Source organism: Lentzea roselyniae, from assembly GCF_039537795.1.
Classification (GTDB): domain Bacteria; phylum Actinomycetota; class Actinomycetes; order Mycobacteriales; family Pseudonocardiaceae; genus Lentzea; species Lentzea atacamensis.
In genome coordinates this window covers 128,674-140,922 of record NZ_BAABBE010000010.1, presented here as the reverse complement: position 1 = coordinate 140,922, position 12,249 = coordinate 128,674, and the positions used below count along the sequence as shown (strand labels likewise).

16 protein-coding genes and 2 pseudogenes are annotated in these 12,249 nt (G+C 71.9%); 8 read left to right on the top strand and 10 right to left on the bottom strand.

The window, feature by feature from the left end; all coding sequences use genetic code 11:
* Positions 1 to 630 (bottom strand): class I SAM-dependent methyltransferase, encoded by a 630-nt coding sequence (locus tag ABFX45_RS19715; RefSeq protein WP_346131585.1) that lies wholly within the window; start codon positions 628 to 630, stop codon positions 1 to 3.
* A gap of 67 nt (positions 631 to 697) precedes the next feature.
* A complete protein-coding gene (locus ABFX45_RS19710; protein ID WP_109637106.1) occupies positions 698 to 1,396 on the bottom strand; it encodes an SDR family oxidoreductase in 699 nt (232 codons plus the stop codon).
* A gap of 42 nt (positions 1,397 to 1,438) precedes the next feature.
* Between ABFX45_RS19710 and ABFX45_RS19705 the strand changes: the two genes are divergently transcribed.
* Complete coding sequence (locus tag ABFX45_RS19705; RefSeq protein ID WP_346131584.1) at positions 1,439 to 2,026, top strand: PadR family transcriptional regulator; 588 nt, start codon at positions 1,439 to 1,441, stop codon at positions 2,024 to 2,026.
* Positions 2,023 to 2,352 carry a hypothetical protein gene (locus tag ABFX45_RS19700; RefSeq protein ID WP_211337350.1) on the top strand — a complete coding sequence of 110 codons (330 nt, stop codon included), beginning with the start codon at positions 2,023 to 2,025 and terminating at the stop codon, positions 2,350 to 2,352. Before ABFX45_RS19705 ends, ABFX45_RS19700 begins: the two co-directional genes overlap by 4 nt.
* On the opposite strand, the gene ABFX45_RS19695 is transcribed toward ABFX45_RS19700, so the two are convergent.
* Positions 2,343 to 2,714, bottom strand: coding sequence for a DoxX family protein (locus tag ABFX45_RS19695; RefSeq protein WP_112225194.1), 372 nt, complete (start codon positions 2,712 to 2,714; stop codon positions 2,343 to 2,345). The genes ABFX45_RS19700 and ABFX45_RS19695 overlap by 10 nt on opposite strands.
* 110 nt (positions 2,715 to 2,824) lie before the next feature.
* Here ABFX45_RS19695 and ABFX45_RS19690 point away from each other — a divergent pair, with 110 nt between their 5' ends.
* Entirely contained in the window at positions 2,825 to 3,688 is an 864-nt protein-coding gene (locus tag ABFX45_RS19690; RefSeq protein ID WP_346131583.1) for a ferredoxin family protein, read from the top strand.
* A gap of 10 nt (positions 3,689 to 3,698) precedes the next feature.
* Entirely contained in the window at positions 3,699 to 4,226 is a 528-nt protein-coding gene (locus tag ABFX45_RS19685) for a P-loop nucleotide/nucleoside kinase family protein (RefSeq protein ID WP_346131582.1), read from the top strand.
* 43 nt (positions 4,227 to 4,269) lie between these two features.
* Here the strand turns inward: ABFX45_RS19685 and ABFX45_RS19680 are convergent, their stop codons facing one another.
* Positions 4,270 to 4,884: a TetR/AcrR family transcriptional regulator gene (locus ABFX45_RS19680; RefSeq protein WP_346131581.1), complete on the bottom strand. Its 615-nt coding sequence runs from the start codon at positions 4,882 to 4,884 to the stop codon at positions 4,270 to 4,272.
* Positions 4,871 to 5,089 (bottom strand): hypothetical protein, encoded by a 219-nt coding sequence (locus ABFX45_RS19675; protein ID WP_346131580.1) that lies wholly within the window; start codon positions 5,087 to 5,089, stop codon positions 4,871 to 4,873. The genes ABFX45_RS19680 and ABFX45_RS19675 overlap by 14 nt, the downstream gene beginning before the upstream one ends.
* A gap of 26 nt (positions 5,090 to 5,115) precedes the next feature.
* Here ABFX45_RS19675 and ABFX45_RS19670 point away from each other — a divergent pair, with 26 nt between their 5' ends.
* Positions 5,116 to 5,616, top strand: coding sequence for a CGNR zinc finger domain-containing protein (locus tag ABFX45_RS19670; RefSeq protein ID WP_112225198.1), 501 nt, complete (start codon positions 5,116 to 5,118; stop codon positions 5,614 to 5,616).
* 1 nt (position 5,617) lies between these two features.
* Here ABFX45_RS19670 and ABFX45_RS19665 read toward each other — a convergent pair whose 3' ends face one another.
* Together ABFX45_RS19665 and ABFX45_RS46530 are read right to left on the bottom strand one after the other, a co-directional pair.
* Positions 5,618 to 5,863 (bottom strand): pentapeptide repeat-containing protein, encoded by a 246-nt coding sequence (locus ABFX45_RS19665; RefSeq protein ID WP_346131579.1) that lies wholly within the window; start codon positions 5,861 to 5,863, stop codon positions 5,618 to 5,620.
* A gap of 145 nt (positions 5,864 to 6,008) precedes the next feature.
* Positions 6,009 to 6,182: pseudogene (locus tag ABFX45_RS46530) on the bottom strand (pentapeptide repeat-containing protein); the annotation flags it as partial.
* A 526-nt stretch (positions 6,183 to 6,708) separates the two neighbouring features.
* On the opposite strand from ABFX45_RS46530, the pseudogene ABFX45_RS19655 reads away from it, so the two are divergent.
* Both ABFX45_RS19655 and ABFX45_RS19650 read left to right on the top strand, forming a co-directional pair.
* Positions 6,709 to 6,987 (top strand): annotated as a pseudogene (locus tag ABFX45_RS19655) (AfsR/SARP family transcriptional regulator); the annotation flags it as partial.
* Positions 6,902 to 8,605, top strand: coding sequence for a BTAD domain-containing putative transcriptional regulator (locus ABFX45_RS19650; RefSeq protein ID WP_346131698.1), 1,704 nt, complete (start codon positions 6,902 to 6,904; stop codon positions 8,603 to 8,605). The pseudogene ABFX45_RS19655 and the gene ABFX45_RS19650, both read left to right, overlap by 86 nt.
* A 41-nt stretch (positions 8,606 to 8,646) precedes the next feature.
* Here ABFX45_RS19650 and ABFX45_RS19645 read toward each other — a convergent pair whose 3' ends face one another.
* Both ABFX45_RS19645 and ABFX45_RS19640 read right to left on the bottom strand, forming a co-directional pair.
* Positions 8,647 to 9,054, bottom strand: a complete 408-nt coding sequence (locus ABFX45_RS19645; RefSeq protein ID WP_109636944.1) for a hypothetical protein — start codon at positions 9,052 to 9,054, stop codon at positions 8,647 to 8,649.
* Positions 9,055 to 9,154: 100 nt separating this feature from the next.
* A complete protein-coding gene (locus ABFX45_RS19640) occupies positions 9,155 to 9,661 on the bottom strand; it encodes an NlpC/P60 family protein (protein ID WP_211337349.1) in 507 nt (168 codons plus the stop codon).
* 50 nt (positions 9,662 to 9,711) lie between these two features.
* Here ABFX45_RS19640 and ABFX45_RS19635 point away from each other — a divergent pair, with 50 nt between their 5' ends.
* The gene (locus ABFX45_RS19635; protein ID WP_346131577.1) at positions 9,712 to 11,136 is read left to right on the top strand and encodes an amidase; all 1,425 of its coding nucleotides are present in this window, start codon (positions 9,712 to 9,714) and stop codon (positions 11,134 to 11,136) included.
* Between the two features lie 36 nt (positions 11,137 to 11,172).
* Here the strand turns inward: ABFX45_RS19635 and ABFX45_RS19630 are convergent, their stop codons facing one another.
* On the bottom strand, positions 11,173 to 12,249 hold the full coding sequence (locus ABFX45_RS19630; RefSeq protein ID WP_346131576.1) for a hypothetical protein: 1,077 nt from the start codon (positions 12,247 to 12,249) through the stop codon (positions 11,173 to 11,175).

Sequence of the window (12,249 nt, the reverse complement as noted above, 5' to 3'; positions counted from 1 at the left end):
CTAGGCGCGCCACACCGTCGCGCTGCGGGTCTCGGTGCTCTCCAGCGTGAGCGGCACCGGTACCTCGTAGCGGGCCTGGGCGATGAACCGGGTGCGCGGCAGGTGCGCGCGGTCCGGGTCGCCGAGCAGGACGAGCGCGCCCCGTGCCGCGGCCCTGGTCAGGAACGGCAGCACGAGCGCGGTGATCTCCGCGTCGTAGAAGACGTCCCCGGCCAGCACGACGTCGGCGCCGTGGGCGTCGCTGTCGAGCTGGTCACCGGGCAGCGTGCGGACCGCGACGCCGTTGGCCGCGGCGTTGAGCTCCACGGCGGCCAGCGAGAGCGGGTCGATGTCGTTGGCCGTCACCGAGTCCGCGCCCGCCAGCGCCGCGGCGATCGCGACCAGTCCCGAACCGGAGGCGAGGTCGAAGACCTTCTGGTCGCGCACCAGGCCGGGGTGGTCGAGCAGGTGCCGCGCCAAAGCTTGGCCGCCCGCCCACGGGAACGCCCAGAACGGCGGCTGGTCGTGGTCGGTGAGCTCCCACAGGTCCATCGCCTCGACCGCGCTGTGCAGGACGACCTCGGGCACCAGCGGCACCGGCGTGAGGGTCGTGTTGGCGAGCACGAAGTCGGTGAGCGTGGCCGCGGACATGACGGAGAAGCTTAGGGGCAGCGCCGCCGGGGGCTTCAGAGGCGAAAGTCCGCACGTTCGCGCGGGGTCACGTCCCGCCCGTCACGCGCAGGATGGCGCCCGTCGCGTAGGAGGCCTCCTCCGACAGCAGCCACGCGATGGCGTTCGCGATCTCCTCCGCCTCACCGGGCCGTCCCATCGGCACCCGCCCGGCGACCTTGTCGGGCCGGTCGGGCTGGCCCGACAGCTGGTGGATCTCCGTGCGGATCGTGCCCGGCTGCACGCAGTTCACCCGGATCCCGCGCGGCGCGAGCTCCTTGCCCAGGCCGATCGTCATCGCGTCCACCGCGGCCTTGGTGGCGGCGTAGTGGACGTACTCCCCCGGGCTGCCCAGCGTCGCCGCGCCCGACGACACGTTCACGATCGCCCCGCGGGTCATCCGCCGCGCGGCCTCGCGGGCGACCAACAACGCGCCGACCACGTTCACGTCCACGACGCGGCGCAGGTCCTCGGTGCGCAGCTGCGCGAGCGGGCCCGACGGTGAGGTGATGCCGGCGTTGTTCACCACGCCGGTGATGTCGTCTCCCGCGGCGTCGAACAGCCGCGCGACGTCGTCCTCGTTCGCGGTGTCGGCCTGCACGGCGAGGACGCCGAGCTCTTTCTCCAGCGCGCGGGCCTCGTCGGCGGCCTGGCGATAGCTGATCACGACCCGGTGCCCGTCGCGCACGAGCCTGCGCGCGGTCGCGGCACCGATACCCCGGCTTCCCCCGGTGATCACCGTTGTCATGCCGTTCACCCTATACTCGGTGCCGGATATTTGGGAGCGGATATGACGTTCAGGCGCACGAACCCCCTGGCCCTCGCCGTGCTGGCGCTGCTGTCGGAGCGGCCCATGCACCCCTACGAGATGGCGCAGACCATGCGCGAACGCCACCAGGAGGAGGTGATCAAGCTCAACTACGGCTCGCTCTACACCGTCGTCGAGTCGTTGCGGCGCCACGAGCTGATCGCCGCGAGCGCCACCCAGAAAGCCGGCAACCGCCCCGAACGCACCGTCTACGCGATCACCGAGGCCGGCACCGCGGAGCTGCACGGCTGGCTGCGCGAGCTCATCGCCGTCCCGGCCAAGGAGTACCCGCGGTTCGAGGCCGGGATCTCCCTGGTCGGCCTGCTGCCCCCGCACGACGCGCTCGCCGTCGTCGAGCAGCGTCTCGCGGCGCTCGACGAGCAGCTCACCGCGCTGGCCGTCCTGCTGGAGAAGCTGGCCGGGATGGGACTGCCGCAGCTCGCGTGGATCGAGCTCGACTACCGGATGGCCGTGCTGCGCGCCGAACGCGCCTGGCTCACCTGGTTCGCCACCGCCACCCGCGAAGGCACCGTCGGCGGGTACGACGACTGGGAGGAACGACACCGATGAGACTGCTGTTCGAAGTGTCCGGCGTGGTGCGCGCGCCGCTGGAGGACGTGCGGGAACGCATGTTCGCCGACGCCGGTGAGTCCGGGCCGCACCGGCTCGTCGACCGCGCGCGGGGCGTGATCGCCTACTGGGGCGACTGGTGGTACCGCGGCGAGGACTCGCTGCACCCCCATCCCGAGGGCGCGCTGCTCGTGCACCGCGTCCACAACATCGCCAAGCAGGGCAACTGGGCCCCGTACCTGGCGAACAAGCTGTTCATCGGCTACCGGGCACGGCTCGAGGAGGGTCTGCGGCAGCGGATCGCCGAGCTCGAGGCTCAGACCTGACCGTAACGGACCGCCGCGACGAACACGGCCAGCGCGCACAGCACGAGGTTGATCGGCACCGTGGCCCACTCTCCGCGCCGCCCGTGCACGATCGCGGCCCCGACCTGCAGCAACGCCAGCCCCACCGCAGCGACCGGGGTGAGGATCGTGGCGACGCCGGTCAGCCACGGCACGACCAGCCCGAGCGCGCCCGCGATCTCCGCCGCGCCGATCGCCTTGACCTGGCCGGGTGAGAAGTCCGCGACCCACCCCAGGCGCGGCTCGGTGAGCAGGTCCTGTTTCGGCTTCGCGACCTTCGTGAACCCAGCCATCAGGTACAGCGCCGCCAGCACGGCGGACACGATCCACGCAGCCACGTCCATGACCGGAAACCTAGCCGCGGTTCGACGGGAGAACCACCAGCGTGCAAGCCGGAACCAGTGAAGTAAGGGTGACCTTATTCCTCACCCGATCGGCCGTATAGAGTGTGCAGATGAGGTGCTCGATACTCTCCGACTTCGCGGGCGAACCGCTGGCCGGCACGGCCGCGACCGCGACGGCGTGGCTGTGCCTGGAGCAGCCGGGCCCGTGGGGCCGCGACGCGATCGTGGAGAGCCACCTCGACCCCGAGCTCGGCGCGGAGCTGCAACGCCGCGCCGCCGGCACCGGGGTCCGCATCCTGCTGATCCGCCGCCCGGGCAGGCACGCCGACACCCGCGTCGGTGGCAGCCGCCGCCTGTACCTGGCCTCGGCAAAGCCCGGCGCGTCGTGGCTGGAGCAAGCCGACCTCGCCTCCCCGGAAGAGGCTCTCGAGCTCGACTTCGAGGCGCTGGGGCAGGGCCGCTCGACCGCGTTCGGCACGCCCGTCGAAGATCCGCTCCTGCTCGTCTGCACCAACAGCAAACGCGATGTCTGCTGTGCCTTGTACGGCCGTCCGATCGCCACCGCGCTCAACCTCTGGGAGTGCACGCACACGGGCGGGCACCGTTTCGCGCCCACCGGCGTCCTGCTGCCCACCGGCCACCTGTACGGGCGACTCGACCACCAGTTGGCCGAACGTGTCGTCACGGAGGGCATCCTCGCCGACCGGTGCCGGGGCCGCTCCTGCTTCACCCCGCGGGGGCAGGTCGCCGAGGTCGCCGTCCGCGCCCAGCTCGGCGAGACCCGCGACGTGCTCACCGTCGTCGGCGAGACCGCCGACTCCGCGACCGTGCGGCACACCGACGGCCGGGAGTGGCGGGTGACGCTCGCCGAACAGCCGGTCCCGCCGCGGCCCGCGAGCTGCGGCAAGTCCCCCGACGTCGCGATCGCCCTCGTCGCCACCGCGATCGACCAGCTGGTGAAGGTCGGCCGCTAGATTTCGTGTGGTGCCCAGGCTGATCCACCTCAACGGCCCCACCGGCGTCGGCAAGTCGACCATCGCCGCCCGCTACGCCGCCGCCCACCCCAGGACGCTCAACCTCGACGCCGACGAGATCGTCCGGCTCATCGGCGGCTGGCAAGACGACTTCCACGGCACCGTCGGCCTCGTGCGGCCGCTCGCGATCACCATGGCCACCCACCACCTGGCCACCGGGCACGACGTGGTGATGCCGCAGCTCATCGCCCGCCACGCCGAACGGGAACGGTTCGCCGAGGCCGCCCGCTCGGCAGGCGCGCAGTACCTGGAGTTCGTGCTGCTCGCGCCCGCCGGCGTCGTGACACGGCGGTTCCGGCAGCGGGATCACCACATCGACCACGTCGTCGAGGCGCTGGGCGGGGTGACGGCGGTCGAGCGGAGCTGCGCCCTGCTGGCCGCCTACGTCACGGCCGAGTCGACGGTGATCGAGACCGGGGGCGACGACGCCGACCGGACATACGAAACGCTGATCGCCGCCCTGTCGGCGCGGCCCTGAACTGTCGGAGCCGCGCGGCTCCGGCAGTGCGCCCCCGCGGTGATCAGCTTGACTCTGCTGATCTCCGTTCCGGTGACGGGCCGGCGCTGGGCACGGTCGCGGAGAACACGCCGATCCCCAGCGCGTACGGGTCGTCGAGGCCCACGGTCTCGAGCGTCTCCACCGGCAGCGCCAGCAGCGAGATCGCCACACCGAGGAAGTAGGCGTCGAGCAGGCCGGTGTCGCGCACGGTCGAGGGCAGCCCGGCCGCCTGCTGCAACGCCGCACCGGCCTCGGCGTTGGCCAGCACCATGCCCGACAACGCCGCGCGCACCCCCGGACGGCGCACGGCCTCCAGGTAGAGCTCGACCATGGCGAGCATCTGGGTCGGGTCGTCGGCCACCGCGCGGCGCAGCAGGGCCGGGTAGAGCTCGGCCACGTCGGTGGGGCTGATGTCGGCCGGTGTGGTCTCGCGCAGGCGGTCGACGGCGGCCCGGTGCAGCGAGGTCATGCGCGCGGCGGTGGCCTCGAGGATCGACTCGCGCGTCGGGAAGTAGTTCTTGGTGGTGCCGATGGGGACGCCGGCCTCGCGGTCGATCGCGCGGTGGGTCAGTCCCCGGCCGCCTTCCACCGCGAGGATCTGGATCGCGGTGTCGCACAGAAGATCACGACGGCTCACGGTCCGGGACACTAGCAAGATCACCACGGGTGTGGTGAACCGGGGCGAAGGTGCTGGTCCCGACGGTCGCGACGACCACCCCGCGTTCGACGACGAGGAACAGCCCGCAGACACAGCGGACGTAGGACACCGCGCCGTGCCCGGAGGCGTGCACGGACGTGGCGGACGAGCAGGACCAGCGGCAGGCGGGGCAGGTGGCGATCATGTATCCCAGCGTGATGTCATGGTCTAGTGCATTTCAACCCTTACGGAGGGACGGCGGCCGGGCTCGCCGCGAAGCTGGTCAACGCCGACCCGGCCACACCCCTCATCGACGTGCTGAAAGCGTCGGACTACAAGCCGCTGGGCTCGCTCGACGCCCGGCAGGAACGTGACGTAAGAGACTGGGTGGAGCGGCTGCGGCAGGTCTTCCGCGCGCCCACCGTGGACCTGCTCAACGAGCTGCTGGCCGAGTCGTCGACCACGCACTACATCTCCACCCACGACGACCGCGCGCCGCACCTGCACTACGCGCGCGAGGACGCGCCCACCGACGTCCGGGTCAAGGCGTACACGGCCGCGGGCTTGGCGGCGTTGTTCTGCGAGGACGCCCAGCGCATCGGCTGGTGCGGCCGGGACGGCTGCGACACGGTGTTCGTCGACACCAGCCGCAACGGACGCCGCCGCTTCTGCTCCACGAAATGCGCGAACCGCGTCGCCGTGGCCAACCACCGCAGCCGCCAGGCCGGATAACTCAGCCGGCGTGAACGCGATGCCCGAACCGGGTGTTCTCGAACGACGACTCGCCCCCGAACGCGGCCTCCACGAAGTCCTCCCGGCCGCGGAACCACGTGCCCGCGAACGACGCCGCCCCCGCGAACCAGGCACGCCGGAACACCGCGCGGCCGCCGAAACGCACCCCTGAGCAGTCCAGGTCCGAGCCGAACCGGGCGCCGGTGAAGTCGGCGCGGCCGGAGAAGCGGGTACCGCGCAGCGTCACCGCACCGGCGGCGTGGATGTTCGAGAACTCGCCGTTCCCCGCACACCGTCGCCCCGCGCAGACCGAGACCGCGGGCGAACACCGACTGCGTGAACAGCACGTGCCGGCCGAAGAACGCGCCGGGCGCCTCGACCTCACCGAGGAACGTCGCCTGGTCGAACCGCGTGTCGCCCAGGAACCGGGCGCCGTCGAACCGCGCCGTGCCCAGCCGGCACTGCGAGAGGTCGACGAGCGTGGCGCGCCGCAGGTCGATCTCGCCGCCCAGCCAGAAACCCGGCCCCGGCCGCAGCTGCGCGGCCAGCGTCGCCTGCAGCGCCATCCGCCACCGCTGGTCGGCCTCGGTCCCCGGCCACGGCAGCCCGCGCAGCGCCTCACACAGCACGTCCAGCGCCGGCTGCCGGTTCTGCACCGCCCGCCCGCCGTACTCGACCCAGTCCCGCAGGCCGCTCAGCCGCGCATCGGCCTCGGGGGCAGTGAGCCGGCGGCGGATGTCCTCCAGCGGTGACCGTTGCGCGAGGGGACGCCTGCCCAGCGTCACCGCCGCCACGGCCAGAACAGAGGAAGTCGCTGGGAGCCAGCGAGAGAGAGGACCTGACTTCGATGACGTGACCTGCGTCATCCCCTCCGACAGTGGTGGAGTTCAACGCCGTGCCCACCCACCACGCACTCGAAATCGGCTGGTCAGCGGATCGTAAACGGTGTGCTGGTGGCGTAGTAAATGGCGCGGGGAGGTGAGCATCGTGGCGGTGGAGCTGCGCGTGCTCGGACCGGTCGAGCTCCGCGTCGACGGCCGACCGGTGGAGATCGGCCACGCGCGGCAACGGTGCGTCCTGGCCGTCCTGCTGATGGAGGCCAACCGGGTCGTCACGATGGAGCAGCTGCTGGACCGCGTGTGGGCGGACCGGTTGCCCTACAAAGCACGGCAAGTGGCCAGCAACTACGTGTCCCGGCTACGGCAGGTGCTGCCCGGCGACGTCGCGATCGCACGGCACGGCGGCGGATACGTCCTGCAAGTGGACCCGGAGGCGGTGGACGTCCATCGGTTCCACCATCTCGTGCGGCAGGCACGCGGCCAGGACGACGCACAGGCGCTGGCGTCGCTGGAGGAAGCCGCGAGGCTGTGGCGCGGCGAGGCGTTCGAAGGACTGGACTCGCCGTGGATCGCCACTGTCCGGGAAGGCCTGGCCCCGGGAACGGTTCGCCGCGGACGCCGACCGTGCGGACCTGGGGCTCGCGCAGGGCAGACACGCGGCCCTGTGCGCGGAGCTGACCGAGCGAGCGCAAGCCCATCCGCTGGACGAACGGGTCACCGGGCAGCTGATGCTCGCGCTGTACCGCAACGGCCGCCAAGCCGAGGCACTCCTGAGGTTCGACCGCATCCGCGCACGCCTGGCCGACGAGGTGGGTGCCGATCCCGGCCCGGAGCTGCGTGACCTGCATCGCCGAATCCTCGAAACGGACCCCGCTGCCAGCCTGCCCGCCGTCCTGTCGTGGTCCCTGCGCCGCCTCACCGGCGAACACCGCATCGTGTTCGGGCTGCTGGGCATCGCGCCCGGCCCTGACACCACCCTGCCCGCCGTGGTCGCCCTCACCGGCTTGTCCCCGGCCCGCGCCCGCAGGGCCCTGTCGGCGCTGGAGGCGGCGTCCCTGCTCGAACGAAGCCAGGGCGGCCGGTATGCAATGCACGACTTGATCCGCGCCTACGCCGCCACCACCGCCCACGACCTGCCCGACGATGTGCGGGAGACGGCCTTGGTGAGGGTGATGGACTTCCACCTGCACACCGCCCACGCCGCGGACCGGCTCCTGGACCCCATCCGCCAGCTCGTGCCGCTCGAGCCACCCGCGTCCGGCGTTCACCCGCTCCCGCTGCCCGACGCCGCGGCCGCGCTGGCGTGGCTGGACGCCGAGCACGCGACCCTGCTGGCCACCCAGCGCACCGCCGCCGCACTCGGCCGCCACCACGTCGTCTGGCACCTCGCACAGAGGCTGAACACCTTCCACCTCCGGCGGGTGCACCTGCGTGACGCGCTCACCACGTGGCGGGCCGCTCTCGACGCCGCCGCCCACCTGCCCGACCCCACCACGCGCAGCCGCGCCCACCGATTCCTCGGCAGCGCCTGCTCCCGGCTGGGCCTGCACGAGGAGGCCACCGGGCACCTCGACCAGGCCCTCGCCCTGGCCGTGCACCGCGAGGACGTCCTCGAACAGGCACACACCCATCGGGTCCTCGCGTTCACCTGGGAGCAGCGGGGAGACGACCGGCGGGCACTGGACCACGCTCAGCACGCCCTCGACCTCTACCGCTCGGCCGGCCAGCGGGTGCGGGAAGCCGAGACGCTCAACGTGGTGGGGTTTCTCGCCGCGCGCGTGGGCGACCTGACCACCGCCTGGGACCACTGCCAGGCCGCACTCACGCTCAACCGGCAGCTCCACAACCCCGACGGCGAGGCGGGCACCCTGGACAGCCTCGGGTTCATCGCCCACCGCAGCGGCGACCACCACCAGGCCCTCGACCTCTACCAGCAGGCGCTCACCCTGTACCGCGGCCACGGCCAGGGCAACGAGGTCCCGGACATCCTCGACCACATCGGCCATCCCCACGCCGCCCTCGGACAGCACGACCACGCCCGCTCGGTCTGGCAGGAGGCCCTGGAGCTGTACCGCGACCAGGGCCGCGACAACGACGCCGCCCGCGTACAACGGCAACTCGACGGTCTCACCCCGGCACCGGGCGGGTGAGGCCGGCACGCGGCGCGAGCCGCGTGCCGGCCCTCGCCGTTTCAGTTGTGGTCGGCCACCCACTTCGAGCACGGATCGCCGCCCAGCTGAACGTCCACGCAGGCCCGGTACACGATGGCGAAGTAGCCGGTCTGCAGGTTGACACCGGACGTGGTGCCGCAGCCCCCGCTGTTGGTGTGGCGCTTGGTCCCGCCGCTGTTGATCCGGTACTCGACGTACACCGAGTGCGCATCGCACTTGGCGTCGTAGAGGTCGATCCAGGCCTTGCCTGAGTGCGATCCGGCCTTCGAGCGGTTGAAGAACGCCTCGCCGGCACGGGTCTTGCTGGTGTCGACGATCGCGCTGCTGCTCGCGGCCGCGGACGCCGGTGTGGTGAACCCGATCGCCAGGCCGGCAGTGATCAGCGCACCCACGGTGGCACGGACCGCCGTACGCGAGATTCTGTGCATTTGTTCAGCCCTTTCTGTTGGCTGTCGTCATGCACGAGGGTCTGCGCCCGGTTCACCGCAACCACATCGCGTTGTGGCAATCGGCTGGTCAGCGTGGGTTTCAGCCGGTGACGTTGTTGAGCTTGCGCGGGTAGTAGCCGTCGGTACCGCTCAGGCCGTACTTCAGGACGCGGTACGTCGTGCCGTAGACGTCGCGCTGCTCGTACGCCCAGTACGCGGTCTTGTAGGGGTCGGCCCACTTGTCGAAGATCACGACGTGACGGGTGGTGCCGGTGCCCACGGGGTCGACGACGATGTCGCCCCACCGCATGTCCTTGGCGGCGATCTTGGTCGAGTAGGTGTCGTACAGCTCGACGGTGCGCTGGCCGGGCGCGCCGATCTTGGCGGCCATCGAGACGTAGCCCGAGCAGTCCTGGCGGTAGCCCTCGGCACCCCAGTAGCTGGTCTGGCTGTACGGGACGGGCCCGCCGTTGTTCGCGGTGAGCCAGGTCTTCGCGCGGGCGATCAGGTCCGCCCGGCTGATGGTCGCGGCCTGGGCCGGCAACGCGGAGACCAGGGTCGTGCTCACGGCTACGAGGACGGCGGCGGCCATTGCGAGGACTCTCATGCGTGGAACTCCCATTCCGTAGATCACCTGTCGGCGCTTAGGGTCGGTTCATGGAGCTGACGGAGCTGTGTTTCGCCGGGGTCGCGAGGCAGGCGCACGCCGTGCGGTCCGGCGAGGTGACCGCGAGGGACCTGGTCGCCGATCACCTCGGCCGCATCGAGCGCGTCGATCCGCAGCTCAACGCGTTCCGCACGGTGTTCGCCGAGAAAGCCCTGGCAGAGGCCGAGGCCGCGGACGAACGCCGGGCGCGCGGGGAGGATCTGCCGTTGCTGGGCGTGCCGATCGCGGTCAAGGAGGACATCGCGATCGCGGGCCTCCCGACGACCAAGGGCACGAACGCGGCCCGCACCCCGGAACCGGCGGACTCGGCGATCGTGGCGCGCCTGCGCGCGGCCGGAGCGGTGATCATCGGCCGCACCCGCATGCCCGAGCTGGGGCTGTGGCCCTACACCGAGAGCGGCTGGGCGGGGCCGACGCGCAACCCGTGGTCGCTGACGCACTCCCCCGGCGGTTCCAGCGGCGGGTCCGCCGCGGCGGTCGCGGCCGGGCTCGCGGCGGCGGCCATCGGCACGGACGGCGCCGGGTCGATCCGCATCCCCTCGGCGGTGACGGGCCTGTTCGGGCTCAAGCCCCAGCGCGGCCGCGTCTCGCTGGCGCCCGAGCGCGAGGTGTGGGGTGGTCTCGTGGTGGCCGGGCCGATCACCCGCACGGTGCTGGACTGGGCGTTGGTCGCCGACCAGATCCACGGCGCGGTGCCCGGTGACCCGCACGTCGCGCACCCGCCGCGCACCAGCTTCACCGAGGCCGCCACGACCGATCCGGGGAAGCTGCGGATCGGGGTGTCGCTGCGGCCGTGGGGTCCGGGCATACCGATCGCCGACGAGGTCCGCGACGCCGTGCAGGACACCGCGGCGCTGCTCACCGACCTCGGCCACGACGTCGTGCGCATCGACCCGCCGATGCGCGACGTCGTCGCGTCCACCCAGTTCGCCGTGCGGTACCTGCACAACGCGCACCTGGCGCGCGCCGGCATGGAGTTCCCGGACCTGCTCGAGCCCCGCACCCGCGCGGTCGGCGAGCTGGGCCGGCGGCTGCCGCGGGGACTGGTGCGCTGGGCCCGCAAGGACGACGCGGCGCTCACCGCGTACGCGAACCGGATCTTCTCGTCGGTCGACGTGCTGCTCACCCCGGCGCTGACCCGCCCGCCGATCCGTGTCGGCGAGTGGGACCGCCGCAACGTCGTGGCCGCGTTGCTGGCCGCCTCGCACTACACGTCGTTCCTGCAGATGTGGAACGTCGTGGGCAATCCCGCGGCCGCCGTTCCCGCCGGGCGCACGTCGTCCGGCCTGCCGCTCGCGGTGCAGCTGGTGGGCCGCCGCCACGACGAGTGCACGCTGCTGTCGGTGTCCGCCCAGCTGGAACGCGCGCGGCCGTGGGCGGACCGAACCCCCTCCGGCCTCGGTCATGCGAACTAGGATAGTACGAGGACGGACTATCCGAACTGGAAATGGTCAGAGTCCGCGTCTGGACAACTCGTCGAGCAGCTGACTGTCCGCGACGTGCCGCGACTTGATGTGTTCCAGGTAGTCCGCGAACGCGTCGGGCTGCAGGCCGCGTAGTTGTTCGAGCCATTCGACCACCAGGTCCTGCTCCTCAAGGCCGCGACGCGCGAGCTCGACCTCGACGATGCGCCGGTACACCTCGACCGCGAGACGGCTGCCGTCCTGCACCAGGTGGTTGACCAGCTCGGCCCGCAGCGGCGGCCACTCGTCGGTGTGCACGACCAGCGCGCGCATCTTGAGGTAGACGTCGAGGTTGGGCCGGGCGAAGAACGCCTCCTTGCACACCTGCACCGCCCGCTGCGAGGCGCCGTGACGCAGGTGTTCCTCCACGGCCAGGTCGATCAGCCGCAGCGCCGCGCCACGCCCGCCGACGGCGCGCAGACCGCGCTCGACCCATTCGAGGGCGTCGTCGCCGCGGCCGTTGTCGCGCAGCACGGTCGCGACCTGCAGGTAGTGCCAGCCCGAGGACAGGTCCTTCGACAGCACCAGCAGCTGCAGGTCGACGTCCTCGGTGTACTCGGCCAGCTCCTCCATCACCCGCAACAGGGCCCAGCGGGCGCGGTCGTAGCGGCCGGTCTCGCCGAACCCGATCACCGGCAGCGGCTCGAACAACGCCACCGCGCGCTCGCGGTAGTGGGCCAGGCCCTCGTCGTCGAGGGCGTCGGCGTAGGCGGAGAGGCTCACGTCGGGTGCGTCGGGGTGGTGCAGCTGCAGGTCGAGCAGCCAGTCCGCGAGCCGGACCGGGTCGGGACGGGTCTGGGCGCACGCGCGGGCGTGGATGCCCAGCACGCGGTGGGCCAGTTCGGCGAGCTCGACCCGGTGTCTTCGGCTGTTCGCGACTCCGTCGGCCAGCTGGGTGACGATCTGTTCTATCAACCCGACCAGCTCCGGGCCGGGGTCGGTGACCAGCAACGACTGCAGTTCGACCGACACGCCGATGAGGGCCTGCCAGCGGGCGGGCCAGTCCCCGTTCTCACCGTCGGCCTCGAGCAACGCGGAGGCGACGGTGGCGGGCAGCGTGGTCAT

Excerpts from the sequence above, each read along its gene's own strand:
- ABFX45_RS19715 (WP_346131585.1), bottom strand. The coding sequence starts at position 630 with ATGTCCGCGGCCACGCTCACCGACTTCGTGCTCGCCAACACGACCCTC.
- ABFX45_RS19710 (WP_109637106.1), bottom strand. The coding sequence starts at position 1,396 with ATGACAACGGTGATCACCGGGGGAAGCCGGGGTATCGGTGCCGCGACC.
- ABFX45_RS19705 (WP_346131584.1), top strand. The coding sequence starts at position 1,439 with ATGACGTTCAGGCGCACGAACCCCCTGGCCCTCGCCGTGCTGGCGCTG.
- ABFX45_RS19700 (WP_211337350.1), top strand. The coding sequence starts at position 2,023 with ATGAGACTGCTGTTCGAAGTGTCCGGCGTGGTGCGCGCGCCGCTGGAG.
- ABFX45_RS19695 (WP_112225194.1), bottom strand. The coding sequence starts at position 2,714 with ATGGACGTGGCTGCGTGGATCGTGTCCGCCGTGCTGGCGGCGCTGTAC.
- ABFX45_RS19690 (WP_346131583.1), top strand. The coding sequence starts at position 2,825 with ATGAGGTGCTCGATACTCTCCGACTTCGCGGGCGAACCGCTGGCCGGC.
- ABFX45_RS19675 (WP_346131580.1), bottom strand. The coding sequence starts at position 5,089 with ATGATCGCCACCTGCCCCGCCTGCCGCTGGTCCTGCTCGTCCGCCACG.
- ABFX45_RS19645 (WP_109636944.1), bottom strand. The coding sequence starts at position 9,054 with ATGCACAGAATCTCGCGTACGGCGGTCCGTGCCACCGTGGGTGCGCTG.
- ABFX45_RS19640 (WP_211337349.1), bottom strand. The coding sequence starts at position 9,661 with ATGAGAGTCCTCGCAATGGCCGCCGCCGTCCTCGTAGCCGTGAGCACG.
- ABFX45_RS19635 (WP_346131577.1), top strand. The coding sequence starts at position 9,712 with ATGGAGCTGACGGAGCTGTGTTTCGCCGGGGTCGCGAGGCAGGCGCAC.
- ABFX45_RS19630 (WP_346131576.1), bottom strand. The coding sequence starts at position 12,249 with ATGACCACGCTGCCCGCCACCGTCGCCTCCGCGTTGCTCGAGGCCGAC.